Origin of the sequence: Henriciella sp. AS95 (assembly GCF_038900055.1) — a bacterium.
Classification (GTDB): Bacteria; Pseudomonadota; Alphaproteobacteria; order Caulobacterales; family Hyphomonadaceae; genus Henriciella.
On sequence record NZ_JBBMQM010000001.1, the window covers coordinates 731,346 to 744,878 of the forward strand.

16 protein-coding genes and 1 tRNA gene are annotated in these 13,533 nt (G+C 59.7%); 8 read left to right on the forward strand and 9 right to left on the reverse strand.

The features are described 5' to 3' along the window. Positions 1 to 6 precede the first annotated feature (6 nt). Positions 7 to 606: a polyhydroxyalkanoate synthesis repressor PhaR gene (phaR, locus tag WNY37_RS03850; RefSeq protein ID WP_342972140.1), complete on the reverse strand. Its 600-nt coding sequence runs from the start codon at positions 604 to 606 to the stop codon at positions 7 to 9. A gap of 172 nt (positions 607 to 778) precedes the next feature. On the opposite strand from phaR, the gene phbB reads away from it, so the two are divergent. Further along, positions 779 to 1,504, forward strand: a complete 726-nt coding sequence (gene phbB, locus WNY37_RS03855) for an acetoacetyl-CoA reductase (RefSeq protein ID WP_342972141.1) — start codon at positions 779 to 781, stop codon at positions 1,502 to 1,504. On the opposite strand, the gene WNY37_RS03860 is transcribed toward phbB, so the two are convergent. Beyond that, positions 1,501 to 2,280 (reverse strand): thermonuclease family protein, encoded by a 780-nt coding sequence (locus WNY37_RS03860; protein WP_342972142.1) that lies wholly within the window; start codon positions 2,278 to 2,280, stop codon positions 1,501 to 1,503. The two genes, phbB and WNY37_RS03860, sit on opposite strands and share 4 nt — an antisense overlap. A 48-nt stretch (positions 2,281 to 2,328) precedes the next feature. Between WNY37_RS03860 and WNY37_RS03865 the strand changes: the two genes are divergently transcribed. Next, positions 2,329 to 2,405 (forward strand) — tRNA-Arg (locus WNY37_RS03865). A 2-nt stretch (positions 2,406 to 2,407) separates the two neighbouring features. Here the strand turns inward: WNY37_RS03865 and WNY37_RS03870 are convergent. Continuing rightward, positions 2,408 to 3,637, reverse strand: a complete 1,230-nt coding sequence (locus WNY37_RS03870; RefSeq protein WP_342972143.1) for an aminotransferase class V-fold PLP-dependent enzyme — start codon at positions 3,635 to 3,637, stop codon at positions 2,408 to 2,410. 232 nt (positions 3,638 to 3,869) lie between these two features. Here WNY37_RS03870 and WNY37_RS03875 point away from each other — a divergent pair, with 232 nt between their 5' ends. Next, positions 3,870 to 4,703: an alpha/beta hydrolase gene (locus WNY37_RS03875; RefSeq protein WP_342972144.1), complete on the forward strand. Its 834-nt coding sequence runs from the start codon at positions 3,870 to 3,872 to the stop codon at positions 4,701 to 4,703. Here the strand turns inward: WNY37_RS03875 and WNY37_RS03880 are convergent. The 3 genes from WNY37_RS03880 to WNY37_RS03890 are packed head-to-tail and all read right to left on the reverse strand — an operon-like array spanning position 4,700 to position 7,301. Next, complete coding sequence (locus tag WNY37_RS03880; RefSeq protein WP_342972145.1) at positions 4,700 to 5,656, reverse strand: N-acyl homoserine lactonase family protein; 957 nt, start codon at positions 5,654 to 5,656, stop codon at positions 4,700 to 4,702. The two genes, WNY37_RS03875 and WNY37_RS03880, sit on opposite strands and share 4 nt — an antisense overlap. Positions 5,657 to 5,685: 29 nt before the next feature. Further along, on the reverse strand, positions 5,686 to 6,087 hold the full coding sequence (hisI, locus tag WNY37_RS03885) for a phosphoribosyl-AMP cyclohydrolase (protein WP_342972146.1): 402 nt from the start codon (positions 6,085 to 6,087) through the stop codon (positions 5,686 to 5,688). A gap of 11 nt (positions 6,088 to 6,098) precedes the next feature. Next, the gene (locus WNY37_RS03890) at positions 6,099 to 7,301 is read right to left on the reverse strand and encodes a CoA transferase (protein WP_342972147.1); all 1,203 of its coding nucleotides are present in this window, start codon (positions 7,299 to 7,301) and stop codon (positions 6,099 to 6,101) included. 38 nt (positions 7,302 to 7,339) lie between these two features. Here WNY37_RS03890 and WNY37_RS03895 point away from each other — a divergent pair, with 38 nt between their 5' ends. The 3 genes from WNY37_RS03895 to WNY37_RS03905 all read left to right on the forward strand — a co-directional run bounded on the left by WNY37_RS03895 (position 7,340) and on the right by WNY37_RS03905 (position 9,717). After that, positions 7,340 to 7,906 (forward strand): YetF domain-containing protein, encoded by a 567-nt coding sequence (locus WNY37_RS03895; RefSeq protein WP_342972148.1) that lies wholly within the window; start codon positions 7,340 to 7,342, stop codon positions 7,904 to 7,906. Between the two features lie 72 nt (positions 7,907 to 7,978). Beyond that, positions 7,979 to 8,809: an enoyl-CoA hydratase gene (locus WNY37_RS03900; RefSeq protein ID WP_342972149.1), complete on the forward strand. Its 831-nt coding sequence runs from the start codon at positions 7,979 to 7,981 to the stop codon at positions 8,807 to 8,809. A gap of 11 nt (positions 8,810 to 8,820) precedes the next feature. Beyond that, on the forward strand, positions 8,821 to 9,717 hold the full coding sequence (locus WNY37_RS03905) for a hydroxymethylglutaryl-CoA lyase (RefSeq protein ID WP_342972150.1): 897 nt from the start codon (positions 8,821 to 8,823) through the stop codon (positions 9,715 to 9,717). Here WNY37_RS03905 and WNY37_RS03910 read toward each other — a convergent pair. The 3 genes from WNY37_RS03910 to gloB all read right to left on the reverse strand — a co-directional run bounded on the left by WNY37_RS03910 (position 9,714) and on the right by gloB (position 12,303). Beyond that, a complete protein-coding gene (locus WNY37_RS03910) occupies positions 9,714 to 11,003 on the reverse strand; it encodes a serpin family protein (RefSeq protein ID WP_342972151.1) in 1,290 nt (429 codons plus the stop codon). The two genes, WNY37_RS03905 and WNY37_RS03910, sit on opposite strands and share 4 nt — an antisense overlap. Positions 11,004 to 11,094: 91 nt before the next feature. Next, the gene (locus WNY37_RS03915) at positions 11,095 to 11,538 is read right to left on the reverse strand and encodes a cupin domain-containing protein (protein ID WP_342972152.1); all 444 of its coding nucleotides are present in this window, start codon (positions 11,536 to 11,538) and stop codon (positions 11,095 to 11,097) included. A 3-nt stretch (positions 11,539 to 11,541) separates the two neighbouring features. Further along, the gene (gene gloB, locus WNY37_RS03920; protein ID WP_342972153.1) at positions 11,542 to 12,303 is read right to left on the reverse strand and encodes a hydroxyacylglutathione hydrolase; all 762 of its coding nucleotides are present in this window, start codon (positions 12,301 to 12,303) and stop codon (positions 11,542 to 11,544) included. A gap of 44 nt (positions 12,304 to 12,347) precedes the next feature. Between gloB and WNY37_RS03925 the strand changes: the two genes are divergently transcribed. Further along, positions 12,348 to 13,181, forward strand: coding sequence for a methyltransferase domain-containing protein (locus tag WNY37_RS03925; protein WP_342972154.1), 834 nt, complete (start codon positions 12,348 to 12,350; stop codon positions 13,179 to 13,181). Between the two features lie 5 nt (positions 13,182 to 13,186). Further along, the gene (locus WNY37_RS03930; protein ID WP_342972155.1) at positions 13,187 to 13,531 is read left to right on the forward strand and encodes a P-II family nitrogen regulator; all 345 of its coding nucleotides are present in this window, start codon (positions 13,187 to 13,189) and stop codon (positions 13,529 to 13,531) included. Positions 13,532 to 13,533: the final 2 nt, after the last annotated feature.

The window sequence follows — 13,533 nt, forward strand, 5'->3', positions numbered from 1 at the left end:
CAAAGCCTATTTCTTCGACAGGCTTTCCAGCTGTTCCTGCATCATTTTCATTTGCGCCTTGAGCGCTGACATCGCGGCGTCGCGCTCGTCATCAGGCTCCTCTTCGGGCGCGTCAGGCGCTGCGGGTTCTTCCGGCTCGGTCGCTGAGGTTGCACCGGCCATTGGCGGGGTGAACATTTTCATCGCCTGCTCGAACATGTCCATATTGCGCCGCGCCTGGGTTTCGAAGAAGGCCATCGGGTGGGCACCGCCCATCGCTTTCTTCAACTTTTCCTGGCTCGCAGCGAAGCTGTTCATGCTCATGTCCAGCCAGGCCGGCAGCATGGACTGGGACCCGCCACCATAAAAGCCGATCAGCTGGCGAAGGAATGAGAGCGGCAATGCCCCGTCGCCCTTGGTTTCACGCTCGAAGATGATCTGCGTGAGAACAGCGCGGGTCAGGTCTTCACCCGTTTTTGCATCCAGAACTTCGAAATTGACTTCCTTGCGCACAAGCTCGGCGAGATGGTCGAGTGTGACATAGGAGGATGTTGACGTGTCATAAAGTCGCCGGTTCGCGTACTTTTTGATTACAACTGTGTCGCCTGATCCATGCCCTTTGGCCATTTCTTTCCCTTATCTCCGCTTGAGTGCGGCGAAATTATTCGTGCTGACGCCGGTAGACAGGAAATTGTAACTAAACTTCCCAAAGCCCGCGCCTTGTTTATACATAGCATCCTTACATCAAGTTGAGCAGATGCAGCAAAATTTTTGCTGCGCAGCAAGCCGGGAGGAATGAATGGCGAAAGTTGCGTTGGTGACAGGGGGGACGCGCGGGATCGGGCGGGCCATCAGTGAATACATGAAGCAGAAGGGTTTTTCCGTCGCGGCCAATTATGGTGGCAACGCTGAAGCGGCGAAACAATGTGAAGAGGAACTGGGCATCAAGTGCTATCAGTTCGATGTCTCTGACTATGACGCTGTGGGTGAGGGCCTGAAAGCGATCGAAAGCGATCTTGGGCCTGTCGACGTCGTTATCAATAATGCCGGCATCACCTGGGACGGACCGTTTCACAAAATGTCGAAAGAGCAGTGGGACAAGGTCATCGATGTCGATTTGACCTCCGCGTTCAATGTCACCCGGCAGGTCTGGGAAGGCATGCGCGAGCGCGGCTGGGGCCGCATCATCAATATTTCCTCAATCAACGGACAGAAGGGCCAGTTCGGCCAGGCGAACTATTCTGCTGCCAAGGCTGGTCTGATCGGTTTCACCAAGGCGCTCGCCCAGGAAGGCGCCAAGAAGGGCATCACGGTGAATGTCGTCGCGCCCGGCTATATCGACACTGAAATGGTGCGTGCGGTGCCGGAGAAGGTGCTTGAGAGCATTATCTCGACCATTCCCGTGGGCCGGCTCGGCAAGGCTGAAGAGATCGCCGCCATGTGCGGTTTCCTCGCTTCAGATGAGGCGGCCTTTATTACCGGCGCAACCATGACGGTGAACGGCGCGCAGTATATCGCAGGCTAGTCGCCGCCTTCGGGCAGGACTTCAAGGTGAAGCGGGTGGACAAGCTCCATCCGCTTTTCACTTATCCAGCCGCGTAGCTCGACGCGCGTTCCTGCGGCCACGTCGCAAGACGTTCGGGCTGTGAAAGCTATATCGATGACCAGGTCACTGTTCCGCATGGCGCGCGCACATAGCGTCCGCCGCGCCTCTTCGTCCGGCCGGTCTACCTCGCCGTCGATTACACCTTCGACGATGGCAAATCCGCGATAATCCGGATCGAAGTCGGCCCAGGGTTTCGGGCGGTAGTCCCTCAAAGACCAGAGGCCGAGGCCGCGCTCACGCGCCTCCTTCTCTGCGGCGAACAGTTCGGCGCCGGCCCCATCTGTGTCGGGGTAGAGCCTCACACGCACATGCCCCTGCCGGACCATCTCCAGATTGACCCAATAGGAAGGGCCTGCCCCGTCTTCGGTCGACAGGTGCGCCAGGGCGCGGTCATAGCGGTCACGGGTGAGGCCGGGATAGTGCAGGCGGACTTCTCTTCCCATGACCATGTCCTCAAGCGCCCGGGCCGCCTTTTCGGCATAGGCGTCGGGGTCGCCATAGCGCTTGTTGAGAGCTGGGGCTTCGATTCCAACCAGGCGCACGCTCTGGCCTGTATCGAGGACGAGGGCATCGCCGTCGATAATGCGTACCACGCGGCCTCGCTCGCCCTCATGCATGGCGTCCAGCGGCCCCGGCTTCGAGCATCCGGCGCTTACAGCCAGGGCAAGCAACATGATCCAGCCTGAAAGACGCATTGCTCCCCTTCAACCCTTTCCGAAAACAGGCTATCGCAAATACAGGGTGACCCCGTAGCTCAGCAGGATAGAGCAACAGATTCCTAATCTGTAGGTCGCGCGTTCGAATCGCGCCGGGGTCGCCATTTTATGTCACTGCTGCGCGTTGGTTGAACTCTGGGGCTGTGTAAGAGCGGCTGCTCAGAATATCTTCGAGCGCGTCCATGGCGTCCCAGATGTCTGTGAAGCTGAGATAGAGCGGCGCGACGCCGAAGCGGATTGTGTCGGGCGCCCGGAAGTCGGCGATGATGCCGCGCGCAATAAGCGCTTGGACAATGGCGTATCCGTGCTCGTGCAGGACGCTGACATGACCGCCGCGCCGTTTGCCGCTGCCGGGTGAAATTGTTTTGAGACTCATTGCACGGGTTCGTGAAAGGACAAGGTCGCCAAGGCGGCGGGCCTTCAGCTCACTCTGCGCCATGTCGACATCGTCGAACACATCCAGTGCCCCGGCCATGGCGCGAAGCGACAGGATCGGCGGTGTTCCGGCGGCGAAGCGGCGAATGTCTGGTGCGGGTGCGTAAGCCGGTTCGAACGCGAAGGGGCGGGCATGCCCCATCCAGCCCGGCAGCGGCGAGGACACTGACTGGACGATGTCTTGATCAACATAGAGAAAGGCGGGCGCGCCCGGGCCGCCATTGAGGTATTTGTAGGTGCAGCCGGCCGCGAACCGGGCACCGGCCGCTTTGAGATCCAGGTCGATGATGCCGGTTGCGTGACTGAGGTCCCAGATGATGACGCCGTCGGCTTCACGGGCGCGCTGTTCTGCTGCTTTGATATCGGTCACTGCGGCGGAGCGATAGCTGACGACAGACTTGATCAGGATCCCGCCCGTTCGAGACAGCGTGTCCAGACCGGCGCCTGGCGCTGCTCTGACAAAGTCAGCACCGGCAAGCTCGGCGAGCGCTTCGATCATGTATTGATCGGTCGGGAACTCGTCTTCCTCGACGATCAACATGGGAGACTGGGCGAGGGCGCGGGCGGCAGCAGCTAGCTTGTGGAGGTTCAGTGACACGCTGTCGGCGACGATGACCTCGTTCGCGTCCACACCGATAAGGCGGGCGAGGCGGCGGCCGGTGTCTCGCGCCAGGGCAAACCAGCCGGCATCATTCCAGGACCGGATGAGGCCGCGCCGCCATTCCTGATGACCGGCGACGTTGACGGCCTCCAGAGACGAGTGGGAGGCCGGACCAAGCGAGTGCCCGTCCAGATAGATCAGCCCGGCTTCAAGATCGAAGGCGTCCCGCTTCTGGCGCAGCGGGTCAGACGCGTCGCAAGCGGCGGCCTCAGCCCTCGATGCCGGAATATCGTCGCTCATTTCAAACCTGTCCTGCCCGTTGCGGTCGCGGCCCTTGCGCTCGTCTGGCTGAGGCGTTCACATGCCGCTTTCCCGTGACATAGGGCAAGGGTCGACGATGAGAATATTCGCGCTACTGATTATAGCAGCAATTGCGGCGTGTGGCGGTGGTGGCCAGGTCTCGACCTCTACAGTGCCCGCGACAGATACAGCGCCGCCGGAGGATGACCTGACGCCTGAAGCAGCCTCTCTGATGACGTGGGCAGATCTTTTCGCCCGTCCAATGCCTGCGCCTGACCGGACGGTGGAGACCGGCGAGAGCGCGACTGATGTGGTGGACGTCTGGTTGCCGGACGGCGAAGGACCGCATCCGACAGTCATCGTCGTCCATGGCGGCTGCTGGCAAAAGTCGATCGCAGACCGGACCATCATGAATTATGCGGCCGATGCGCTTCGCAAGGAGGGCATGGCCGTCTGGAACATCGAGTATCGCGGTGTCGATGAAGAGGGCGGCGGGTATCCTGGAACCTATCAGGATGTCGGGCAGGCTGTGGATGCGCTTCGAGCCTTCGGGCCGGAGCTCGGGCTCCGTACGGACGGAGTCGCAGCCTTTGGCCACTCGGCGGGCGGCCATCTGGCCCTCTGGGCGGCGAGCCGTCATAAAATCCCGGCCGACAGCCCGCTCTATTCGCCTGACCCACTTCCGATTGCGGGGGTGGTGAATTCAGGTGGGCTGGCGGATTTGGAAGCCTCCGTGCCGCACACGCAACCCGAATGTCTGGCGAACGTGCTCACCAGCCTCACCGGCGCGCCCAGCGAAACACGAGCGAATGTCTTCTCAGACACCTCACCAGCTGAGCTTCTTCCGGCTGGTGTCTGGGCCTACAGCGTGAACGGGGCGGACGACCCGATTGCGCCGCCTCTCCTAGGCGAGGGGTATGCGCAAAAGGCCGCATCAGCCGGCGACGATGCCGACGTCGCAATCATTCCCGAGACCGGACATGTCGAGCTGATCACACCGGGCACAGCGGCTTTTAAGGCGGAAACCGCTATCCTGAAAGACATGCTCGGCGTGTGGGAAGACTAGCGCATCACATCGGGAAGCGGGTCAGTGTCAGCGTCTTCATGCTGAATGATGACCTTGGCGCCAAGCTCTGCAGCCTTGGCTTCGAAAACTTCCATTGATGCAAGCGTCGCCTCTTCGTCCGAGTTGAACTGAGGAACACGTTTGAGTTCGCGGCTTGTGTCCTTGTGCCAGAGGTCGCCGGTCAGCATGACGGGGCCGGTTTCCGGCAGATTGACCAGCAGTGAGGCGTGACCCGGCGTGTGGCCGGGCGTCTGGAAGATCACGACCGAGCCGTCGCCGAAAACGTCATAATCATCAGAAATGATCTGGTATTCGAGCGTCTCGAAAGCCGGAAACTGATTGGCCGCATCGCTGCCATTTGACTCGGCTTCGCCCTCCGCCGGCGCTTCGTCTGAAACCTCCGGCTCCGGGAACATGTAGTCATATTCCAGCTGGTTCACGAGCCAGGTCGAGCCATCGATCAGATCGGCCTGGCCAGTATGATCAAAATGGCTGTGGGAGACGGCGACGTATTCGATGTCGGACATGGCGAGGTCCATGTCAGCGAGCTGGTCGGCGATCGTCCGATCGAGTGAGACCGTGAAAACGCCGGTTGTCTGCTCGTCCTGGCTGGTCAGGATGCCCGGCAAGCCAAGATCCCACAACAGGTCACCGTCCGGATGGCGGATCAGCCAGCACGTGTCGGTGAATGTGTCGGTCTGGCCGGCATAGTCACCGGCGGTCGAGAAGATATCGAGATCGGAGACATAGATTGTTCCGCAGTCCAGCTTTATCAGTTGGAGGGCGTCAACAGCGCTTGATGCCTCGGTGTCGGCAGTCTCTGATGGCGTGCCTGTTTCGCTTTCGGCGGCGGGCGTGGTCTCCTCGCCGGACTCTGGCGCTTCGTTCGCGCCTGAGCAGGCAGCAAGGGCAATGGCAAAGGCGCTCGTAGCAGCCAGGACAATGTGTTTCATGTGTTCAACCCCGATTCCAAGAGGTCTAGTTACGCAGAACCGCCAGATTTGGAAAGTGTACGTCCATCTTCGCCGACGACCCTGTAAAAACAGGAGCGGCGTCCCGTATGGCAGGCCGGGCCATCCTTGCGCACCTTGAGCAGAACTGCGTCCTGATCGCAATCGACCCGAATTTCGACAATGTGCTGAAGGCTGGCCGAGGTCTCACCTTTCACCCACAACTTCCGACGTGAGCGCGACCAGTAGGTCGCGAGGCCTGTCTCAATGGTCTGCTGTAGCGCGTCGGCGTTCATCCAGGCGAGCATCAGCACTTCGCCGGTTTCGGCGTCTTGGGCGATCGCGGCGATAAGGCCGTCTGAATCAAATTTCGGGCGCAGGGTTTGCGCTTCGTCTTGATCCTTACCGGCAAGCGGTGGGGAGAAGTCAGCCATGTCGAGTGCCTTTAGATGATGCCGCGCTCGCGCAGCGCTTCGATGTCTGCCGCGGATTTGCCGAGGTCGGAGAGAATGCGTTCGCTGTGTTCGCCAAGGGCCGGAGCGGGACGCACAGCGCCGCCTGGTGTTTCCGATAGTTTTGGAAAGACGCCCTGCATGGGGATTTCGCCCATGACCGGGTGAACCATCCGAATTATGGCCTCACGCGCCTTGATGTGAGCGTCCTCAAGCATGTCCATTGCCCGGTTGACCGGCCCGCATGGCACACCGTGTTCCTCGCAGGCGGCAAGGACGTCCGCCATGGGTCTCTGGCGGGTCCAGGCGGCGATCTTTTCATCCAGTTCGGTCTGGTTGTCACCGCGCGCATCATGCGTCGCATAGCGCTCGTCCGTCGCCCAGTCCGCGCCGCACATTTCCGCGAGGCGCTTGAAAGGACCATCCTGATTGGCACCGATGATGACCATGCCATCGCTGCACGGATAGACACCGGAAGGGGCGACCTTTGGCAGGATGGGGCCGCTGCGCTCTCGCGTGTGCCCGGCAATCGCATATTCAGGGATCAGGCCTTCGATAAAGGCCATGACGGTTTCGTAGATTGCGGCGTCGACCACCTGGCCCTTGCCGGTTTTCTCGCGGGAGAAGAGGGCCATCATCGTGCCAAGCGCAGCGAATGTCCCAGTCATCGTGTCGCCGAGGGAGACGCCAGCGCGCGACGGCAGGCGGTCGGGTTCGCCGATGAGGTAACGAAGGCCACCCTTCGCCTCCCCAACGCTGGCATAGCCGGCCTTGTGACTTTCCGGCCCCGTCTGCCCGTAGCCGGAGACGCGGGTGATGATCAGGCGTGGATTGTGTTTATGCAGCACGTCCGGGCCGATGCCCCAGCGCTCCAGCGTGCCGGGCCTGAAATTTTCGACGAGCACGTCTGCCGTCTCGGCAAGCTGTTTGAGGATATCCTGGCCTTCAGCTTCCCGGAGGTTCAGCGTCAGCGATGTCTTGTTGCGGCCGATAATCGGCCAGTAGAGGCCAATGCCGTTCTTCTTGGCCGCGCCCCAGCCGCGCGCGGGATCCGGCATTCCAGGCGCTTCGATCTTGATAATCTCGGCGCCAAAATCGCCAAGCAGTTGAGCGCAAAAGGGCCCGGCGATGAGTTGGCCGAGTTCGATCACGCGAATGCCCTTTAAGGGGGGCGCAGGAACGGAAGTGTCTGGCATGCGCTGTCTTATGTACAACACCTGAGAGGATGCAAGATATGTCGGGCTGGATCGAAACAAGTTGGTCGGCCTTGGGCATGGTCCTGATCAGCGCAATCGCAGTGTATGCCTGGATCATATTTCTGACCCGCATCTCCGGGCTCAGAAGCTTCTCGAAAATGAGTGGATTTGACTTTGCGATGACGGTCGCCACGGGTTCGGCTGCTGCCGCGATCTTCATCGCGAAGGACCCGCCGCTCCTGCAGGGATTGTTTGCACTCTTTGTGCTGTTCTCAATGCAGATGGCCATTGCAGCGGTCCGGAAGCGTAGCGATTTCGTCGAGAAACTCGTCGCCAATGAGCCGCGGCTCATCATGTGGCGCACCGAATACATCGAAGACCAGATGAAAAAGGCAAAGATCACCCGCTCGGATGTCATCGCCAAACTCCGCGAGGCGAATGTCACGCGATTTGACCAGATTTATGCGGTCATCGCCGAGACCACCGGGGACGTGTCCGTTCTGCACGGCGAACCTGGCACCACGCTCGACGAAGGTCTGTTGACCGATGTCATTGGTTATGACCCTGAGCGTCATAGACCCTCCGGTATAGCCAATCCTGTCTGAACGCCGGGGAGCGAATCAGCGGCAGCTGATGACAGACCGAAGCCGGGCGCGCTATTGTAAACCAACCATAAAATGGGAGGCGCGACGGTGAGCCAGTTCACGGAAATCAAGACCGATAAAAGCGAAGGTGTATTGACCATCACGCTTGATCGCCCCGACCGGCTCAATGCCTGGACCGGCGTGATGGAAGCCGAGGTGCAGCAGGCGGTTCGCGCGGCGGGCAGCGACGATGCGGTTCGCGTCATCATCGTGACAGGTGAAGGCCGTGGCTTCTGCGCTGGTGCCGATATGGCAGGCCTGCAATCCATTCAGGGCTCGGGTGAAGCGCGCGAAACGACCAGGGTGGACCGCTCTGATCCGATCGAGGATCTATATCCCGGCCGGTTCGGTTATCTCTATGCCTGTCCTAAACCGATCATCGCGGCCATCAATGGGGCCTGCGCCGGGATTGGACTTATCTTCTCGCTCTATGCAGACCTTCGTTATTGCGCGGAGGAAGCCAAGTTCACGACAGCGTTTGCGCAGCGCGGCCTGATTGCCGAGCATGGTATTTCCTGGCTCCTGCCGCGCCTCATCGGTGAAGCGAATGCGCTTGACCTCCTCTTCACCGCCCGCAAATTCGACGGCAAGGAAGCGGCAAAGCTCGGGCTTGTGAATGCGGCCTACCCGGTCAGTGAGTTGATGGGTGAAGTGCACCTCGTGGCGCGTCACCTGGCCACCCAGGTTTCGCCTCGGTCGGTTGCCATCATGAAGCGTCAGGTGCGCGAAACCTATTTCCAGAGCTTCGAGGAAAGCCTTGAAGTGGCTGACAGGGAAATGAATGACAGCTTCAAGACATTTGACTTCAAGGAAGGCGTCGACAGCTTCGTGGAGCGCCGCCCGCCGGCCTTTCAGGGGCGCTAGACAGGATACTTATGACGAGACGTATCGATATTGTGGAAGTCGGCCCGCGCGACGGGCTGCAGAATGACCCGGCTAATCTGACAACGGATCAGAAGCTGGAATTCATCTCGCGGCTGGAAGACTGCGGCGTGCGCCGTATGGAGTCCGGCAGCTTTGTCTCGCCCAAGGCCGTGCCCAAGATGGCTGACTCAGCCGAGGTTTTTATGGGCCTCGACCGCTCAAGGCCGACGCGGCACATCGCGCTGGCTCTGAACGAAAAGGGTGTTCGCCGCGCCATTGATGCGAAGGCGGACGAGATCAATTTTGTGCTGGTCGCGGGTGAAACCTTCGGGAAGCGCAATCAGGGCATGAGCCCTTCCGAAAGCGCAGAAATGCTCGCCCAGTGTGCGCCGCTTATCCTTGATGCGGGCATACCGTTTTCAGCGACCATCTCCGTGGCCTTTGGCGATCCGTTTGATGGCGATGTGGACCCGGCCGTCGTTGGCAACCTGGCAGCACGGGCGCAGCGGGCCGGGGTAAATGAGCTGGCGCTCGGCGATACGATCGGTGTGGCAACGCCCTGGCAGGTGAAGGCGCTGACCGAACGCGTTCGTATGGAAGCGCCTGACGTGTATCTGCGCATGCATTTCCACGACACGCGCGGCGCCGCGCTCGCCAATGTCGCCGCCGCAATTGATGAGGGCGTTGACGTGATCGATGCCAGCTGCGGTGGGATTGGTGGCTGTCCCTTCGCCCCGGCCGCAACCGGTAATGTCGCAACCGAAGACGTCGTTTACATGCTTGAGCGGGCTGGCTTTGAGACGGGGCTCGACCTCAGCAAGCTGATCGAGACCGCCAAGTGGCTGGAGACCGTGCTCGGCCACCCGGTGAGTTCAAGCCTCAGCAAGGCCGGCGGGTTTCCGTCCTAACTTGTCGGGTCGGTGACTCTGCCAAGGAAGAGCACCATGCCTGTTTCATTGTCCTTGATGACGAAGAGAAACGGATGGTCAGCGTGGAATGGGATAGGAGTTGGCGGATTTAGCTGCCCGCTAACAACAACAGTCATTCTTGCGGATGTTGCGGCAGCAGCCTCCGTTCCGTCTTCATCCACTTTGACAAAAACCTGATGATCGACCTCATCCAGCTTCAGGCGCATCGGGGTAAAGCAAGAATCGACGGGATTCTCGACTGGGTCCGCAATGCCGTCAAAATCGGCGTCGTTAGAGAACGCCAGCGGCATGCCGAGTGCGGAGAGGGAGTCGCCCAGAGTGACGGAAGCGAGAAATTCAATTTTGGGGAGTTTCAGGTCAACGAGCGTGTTTTCACTTTCTGAGAGCTCTGCCAGCCAGCGATCCAGCTTTTCGCCACTCAACTGCCTTTGTAGACGGGGCAATCCGCGTTCGCTGTCCGGCAGCATGATGACCATGCTCATCTGATTGCCTTTGTATGGAAGCTGGACTGCCTGAAACCCGCTCGTCTTCAGATACTTGGGGCGAATGTCCATCGACATCAGTTGAGCAACGACGTCATTGCCTTCGGCAGTTGTGAAAGGCTCATTTCTTGTGCTTCGCGCAGAAAATGGGGTTGCCCAGTTTGCATCCAGATAGACCGTGTTAACGAGAACCATTCGTGTGCATTTCTTGATTTCGCCTGATGGAATCAGATTCTGAATACGGTCTTCGGTTTTGTCCTTGACCCAGGCATTGATGTGCTGGCGCGACTCTTCAGGCTCACCTCGCAGGTCCAGGCGTTCCAACGGCGCCTTGTATGTATTCTTCATCAACGATTCGAATGACTTTTCGACGGTCACCGGCTCATCGACAAAGATGCGATTATTGACCTTTAGGGTCTGGCCCTCTGCGTCACTCTGCAGACCAAACAACACACTGGCCATCGAGGCGTGCAGGGTCTCCGGTGGCAGATCAAATCTCAGCACTTCCGCCATCTGCGCCGCGGTTTCGCCGCGTGCGCCAGCATAGGTCATGGCCAAGGCGGTTGAGATACTGGCGGGTGAAATTGCAAAGTTGGTGACTGTCTCTCCGCGTTTTGCAGCATTTTTCTCCGCTGCTTCCAGCCCCGCGCGATAGATGTCGACCCCGAAGTCTGAGTTCGCAGAAACAATACTCTGAGTGTCCGGAGATGAATCGTACGGCAAAGGCGGTGTGGCGCACGCAGATAGAGCCAATACGAGCGCGCAACCAGACGCAGTTTTCAAGGACATCGGTGAACTCCGGGCAGGCTGAGAGATCAGCTAGAGCACTCACCCATAAGGAGTTATGAAGCACAAACAATCAAGTTTAGATGGTTCACTTGGTGTCTGGTCGCCAGTTCTCCGGGGCCAGTTCGAAGCCTGAAAATTCGAATCCGGGCGCGACGAAGCAGCTGACCAGCGTCCATGCGCCGAGGGTTTCTGCCGTTTGCCAATGGTCTTTTGGAACGACGGCCTGAGGGCGTTGCCCGGCGCGAAGGTCAGGGCCGAGCGTTGTTGACGTCGCACCCTTGCCGTCCGGCGGAGAAATCGTCAGCGACAGGGGCCCGCCAGCATGCCAGGCCCAGACCTCGTCGGCGTCGACGCGGTGCCAGGCCGAGACTTCATCGGCCTGCAGAAGGTAATAGATTGTCGTGCATGCGCCCCGGCCCTCGCCGTCCGAGCGATAGATCTCGGCATAGTGGCCGCCTTCAGGATGCGGTTTCAGGCCAAGCAGGCGAACAATCTCGTTCGCACCAAGATCACCGGACAGGCTGACCATCGGCTAGAAGTTATCCTTGCGCGAGCGGATTTCTGCGAACGTCGCGACAGGGTCTCCTGGATGTCCCATGGCTGCCTGCATGGCGCTGTCATCGGCGCGCAGAAACGGATTGGCGTCCAGTTCGCGGGCAATCGTTGTCGGTACCGTCCAGTCGCCCCGCTGACGTTTGACGGTCACTTCCTCGGCGTAGGCGCGAAGGGCCGGGTTTTCCGGATCGACTGACAGAGCGAATTTTGCGTTGGCAGCGGTATACTCATGCGCGCAATAGATAACGGTTTCGGCGGGCAGTGCCTTGAGACGCGACAGGCTGGTCCACATCATTTTGGCGTCGCCTTCGAAGACGCGGCCGCACCCCAGCGCAAAAAGGGCATCGCCGACAAAGGCCATTTTTGCTTCAGGGATATGGTAGGCAATGTGGCCGAGCGTGTGGCCGGGCACATCCATGACCTTCACTGACCAGTCGCCGAGCTTGATCGCGTCGCCGCCGCCCAAAGGGGCGTCGATGCCGGGGATCTTGCCGGCTTCACCGGTTGGCCCGTAAATCCGGCAACCGGTCGCTTCCTTGATCTTCAGGTTTCCACCGGCATGGTCGGGATGCCAGTGCGTGTTCCAGATGGCGGTAATCGTCCAGCCCAGGCGTTCAGCCTCTTGAAGGTACTTGTCGCCATCGGGGGTATCGATGGCGGCTGTCTCGCCGCTTTCGCGGTCGTGAACCAGGAAACCGTAATTATCATTCAGGCAGGGGAATTGGTGTACATCGATCATGATCCTATTTAACGCCATGAAGGTACACGCGAACAAGGACCTAGATGCGACTGTCGGCAAAAGACCTCGAGGATTTCTATGCCAGCCGGCTCGGGAAAGCCGCGCAATTCCTCATGCTGAAGCGCCTTGGTGATCTCTGGGGCGACTGCGCAGAGCTCAACTTGCTCGGCATGGGATACGCCCGGCCGCTGCTGACCGGCTTTGGGGCGAGCGCCAAGGCGTGCCTGTCTGCAACGCCGCATCTCGGCGCCGACACCAGATGGGCCGCGAGCGAGCGGGGAATCTCGACATGTCTTACCGAAGAAGACCGGTTGCCCTTTGCCGATGGCAGTTTTGACCGGATCATCCTGTTGCATGCGATTGAAGAGGCAGACAGCCCGCGCGCAGTCTTGCGTGAAGCGTGGCGATTGCTCGCACCGGAAGGCAGAATGCTGGTCGCGGTCGCCAATCGCAAAAGCAGCTGGTCTCTTGTCGAGGGCACACCGTTTGGTCATGGCCGTCCCTGGACCCGCCGGCAGCTGATTGCCTACCTCAATGACCACTTGTTGCAGGTGACAGCCAGCACAACCACGGTCCATATGCCGCCCATCAAGTTCGGCTTCATGGTGTCCGGGGCCGAGGCCTGGGAGAAAGTCGGACAGATTTTTGCCCCCGGTCTAGGCGGTGTTGTTATGGTCGAAGCGGTCAAAAGGATGTATGCAAAACCTGGTAGTGGCGCCGTCGCACCGGTTACGGCTCTGTCAAAGGGGCGCAAAGGTGTGGCACAACTGCCTAGAAAAGAGGCAGAGGTGAAAAGCGTTGAAAAACGGCAGAAAACACGCGTTGACCCGCAAGGTCGGGCGCGCTCAACTGTAGAAGTTGAAAAATGGGAGGCTTAGGGGCCATGAAATTGATTACCGCCATCTTCAAGCCAAGCCGGCTTGACGCCGTCATAGACGCACTCAGCGAGGCTGGTGTTGCCGGCCTTACCGTATCTGAGGTGCGTGGCTATGGCCGCCAGCAAGGCAAGACCGAAGTTTACCGCGGCGCTGAATACGAAGTTCGCCTTCTTCCGAAAGTGAAGGTCGAGGTTGCATGCGCCGGCGCTGACATTGACCGTCTCGTCGAGTCCATTATCGGTGCCGCGAACACAGGCACGATCGGCGACGGCAAGATTTTCGTCTCCGCGCTCGACTCTGTCACCCGCATCCGCACCGGTGAAAAGAACGAACAAGCCCTGAGCGGCTAAGT

Coding starts and splice junctions, on each gene's coding strand:
- WNY37_RS03880 (WP_342972145.1), bottom strand. CDS start 5,656: ATGAAACACATTGTCCTGGCTGCTACGAGCGCCTTTGCCATTGCCCTT.
- phaR (WP_342972140.1), bottom strand. CDS start 606: ATGGCCAAAGGGCATGGATCAGGCGACACAGTTGTAATCAAAAAGTAC.
- hisI (WP_342972146.1), bottom strand. CDS start 6,087: ATGGCTGACTTCTCCCCACCGCTTGCCGGTAAGGATCAAGACGAAGCG.
- gloB (WP_342972153.1), bottom strand. CDS start 12,303: ATGATCGATGTACACCAATTCCCCTGCCTGAATGATAATTACGGTTTC.
- WNY37_RS03900 (WP_342972149.1), top strand. CDS start 7,979: ATGGGAGGCGCGACGGTGAGCCAGTTCACGGAAATCAAGACCGATAAA.
- WNY37_RS03930 (WP_342972155.1), top strand. CDS start 13,187: ATGAAATTGATTACCGCCATCTTCAAGCCAAGCCGGCTTGACGCCGTC.
- WNY37_RS03875 (WP_342972144.1), top strand. CDS start 3,870: ATGACGTGGGCAGATCTTTTCGCCCGTCCAATGCCTGCGCCTGACCGG.
- WNY37_RS03870 (WP_342972143.1), bottom strand. CDS start 3,637: ATGAGCGACGATATTCCGGCATCGAGGGCTGAGGCCGCCGCTTGCGAC.
- WNY37_RS03905 (WP_342972150.1), top strand. CDS start 8,821: ATGACGAGACGTATCGATATTGTGGAAGTCGGCCCGCGCGACGGGCTG.
- phbB (WP_342972141.1), top strand. CDS start 779: ATGGCGAAAGTTGCGTTGGTGACAGGGGGGACGCGCGGGATCGGGCGG.
- WNY37_RS03860 (WP_342972142.1), bottom strand. CDS start 2,280: ATGCGTCTTTCAGGCTGGATCATGTTGCTTGCCCTGGCTGTAAGCGCC.
- WNY37_RS03895 (WP_342972148.1), top strand. CDS start 7,340: ATGTCGGGCTGGATCGAAACAAGTTGGTCGGCCTTGGGCATGGTCCTG.
- WNY37_RS03915 (WP_342972152.1), bottom strand. CDS start 11,538: ATGGTCAGCCTGTCCGGTGATCTTGGTGCGAACGAGATTGTTCGCCTG.
- WNY37_RS03890 (WP_342972147.1), bottom strand. CDS start 7,301: ATGCCAGACACTTCCGTTCCTGCGCCCCCCTTAAAGGGCATTCGCGTG.
- WNY37_RS03925 (WP_342972154.1), top strand. CDS start 12,348: ATGCGACTGTCGGCAAAAGACCTCGAGGATTTCTATGCCAGCCGGCTC.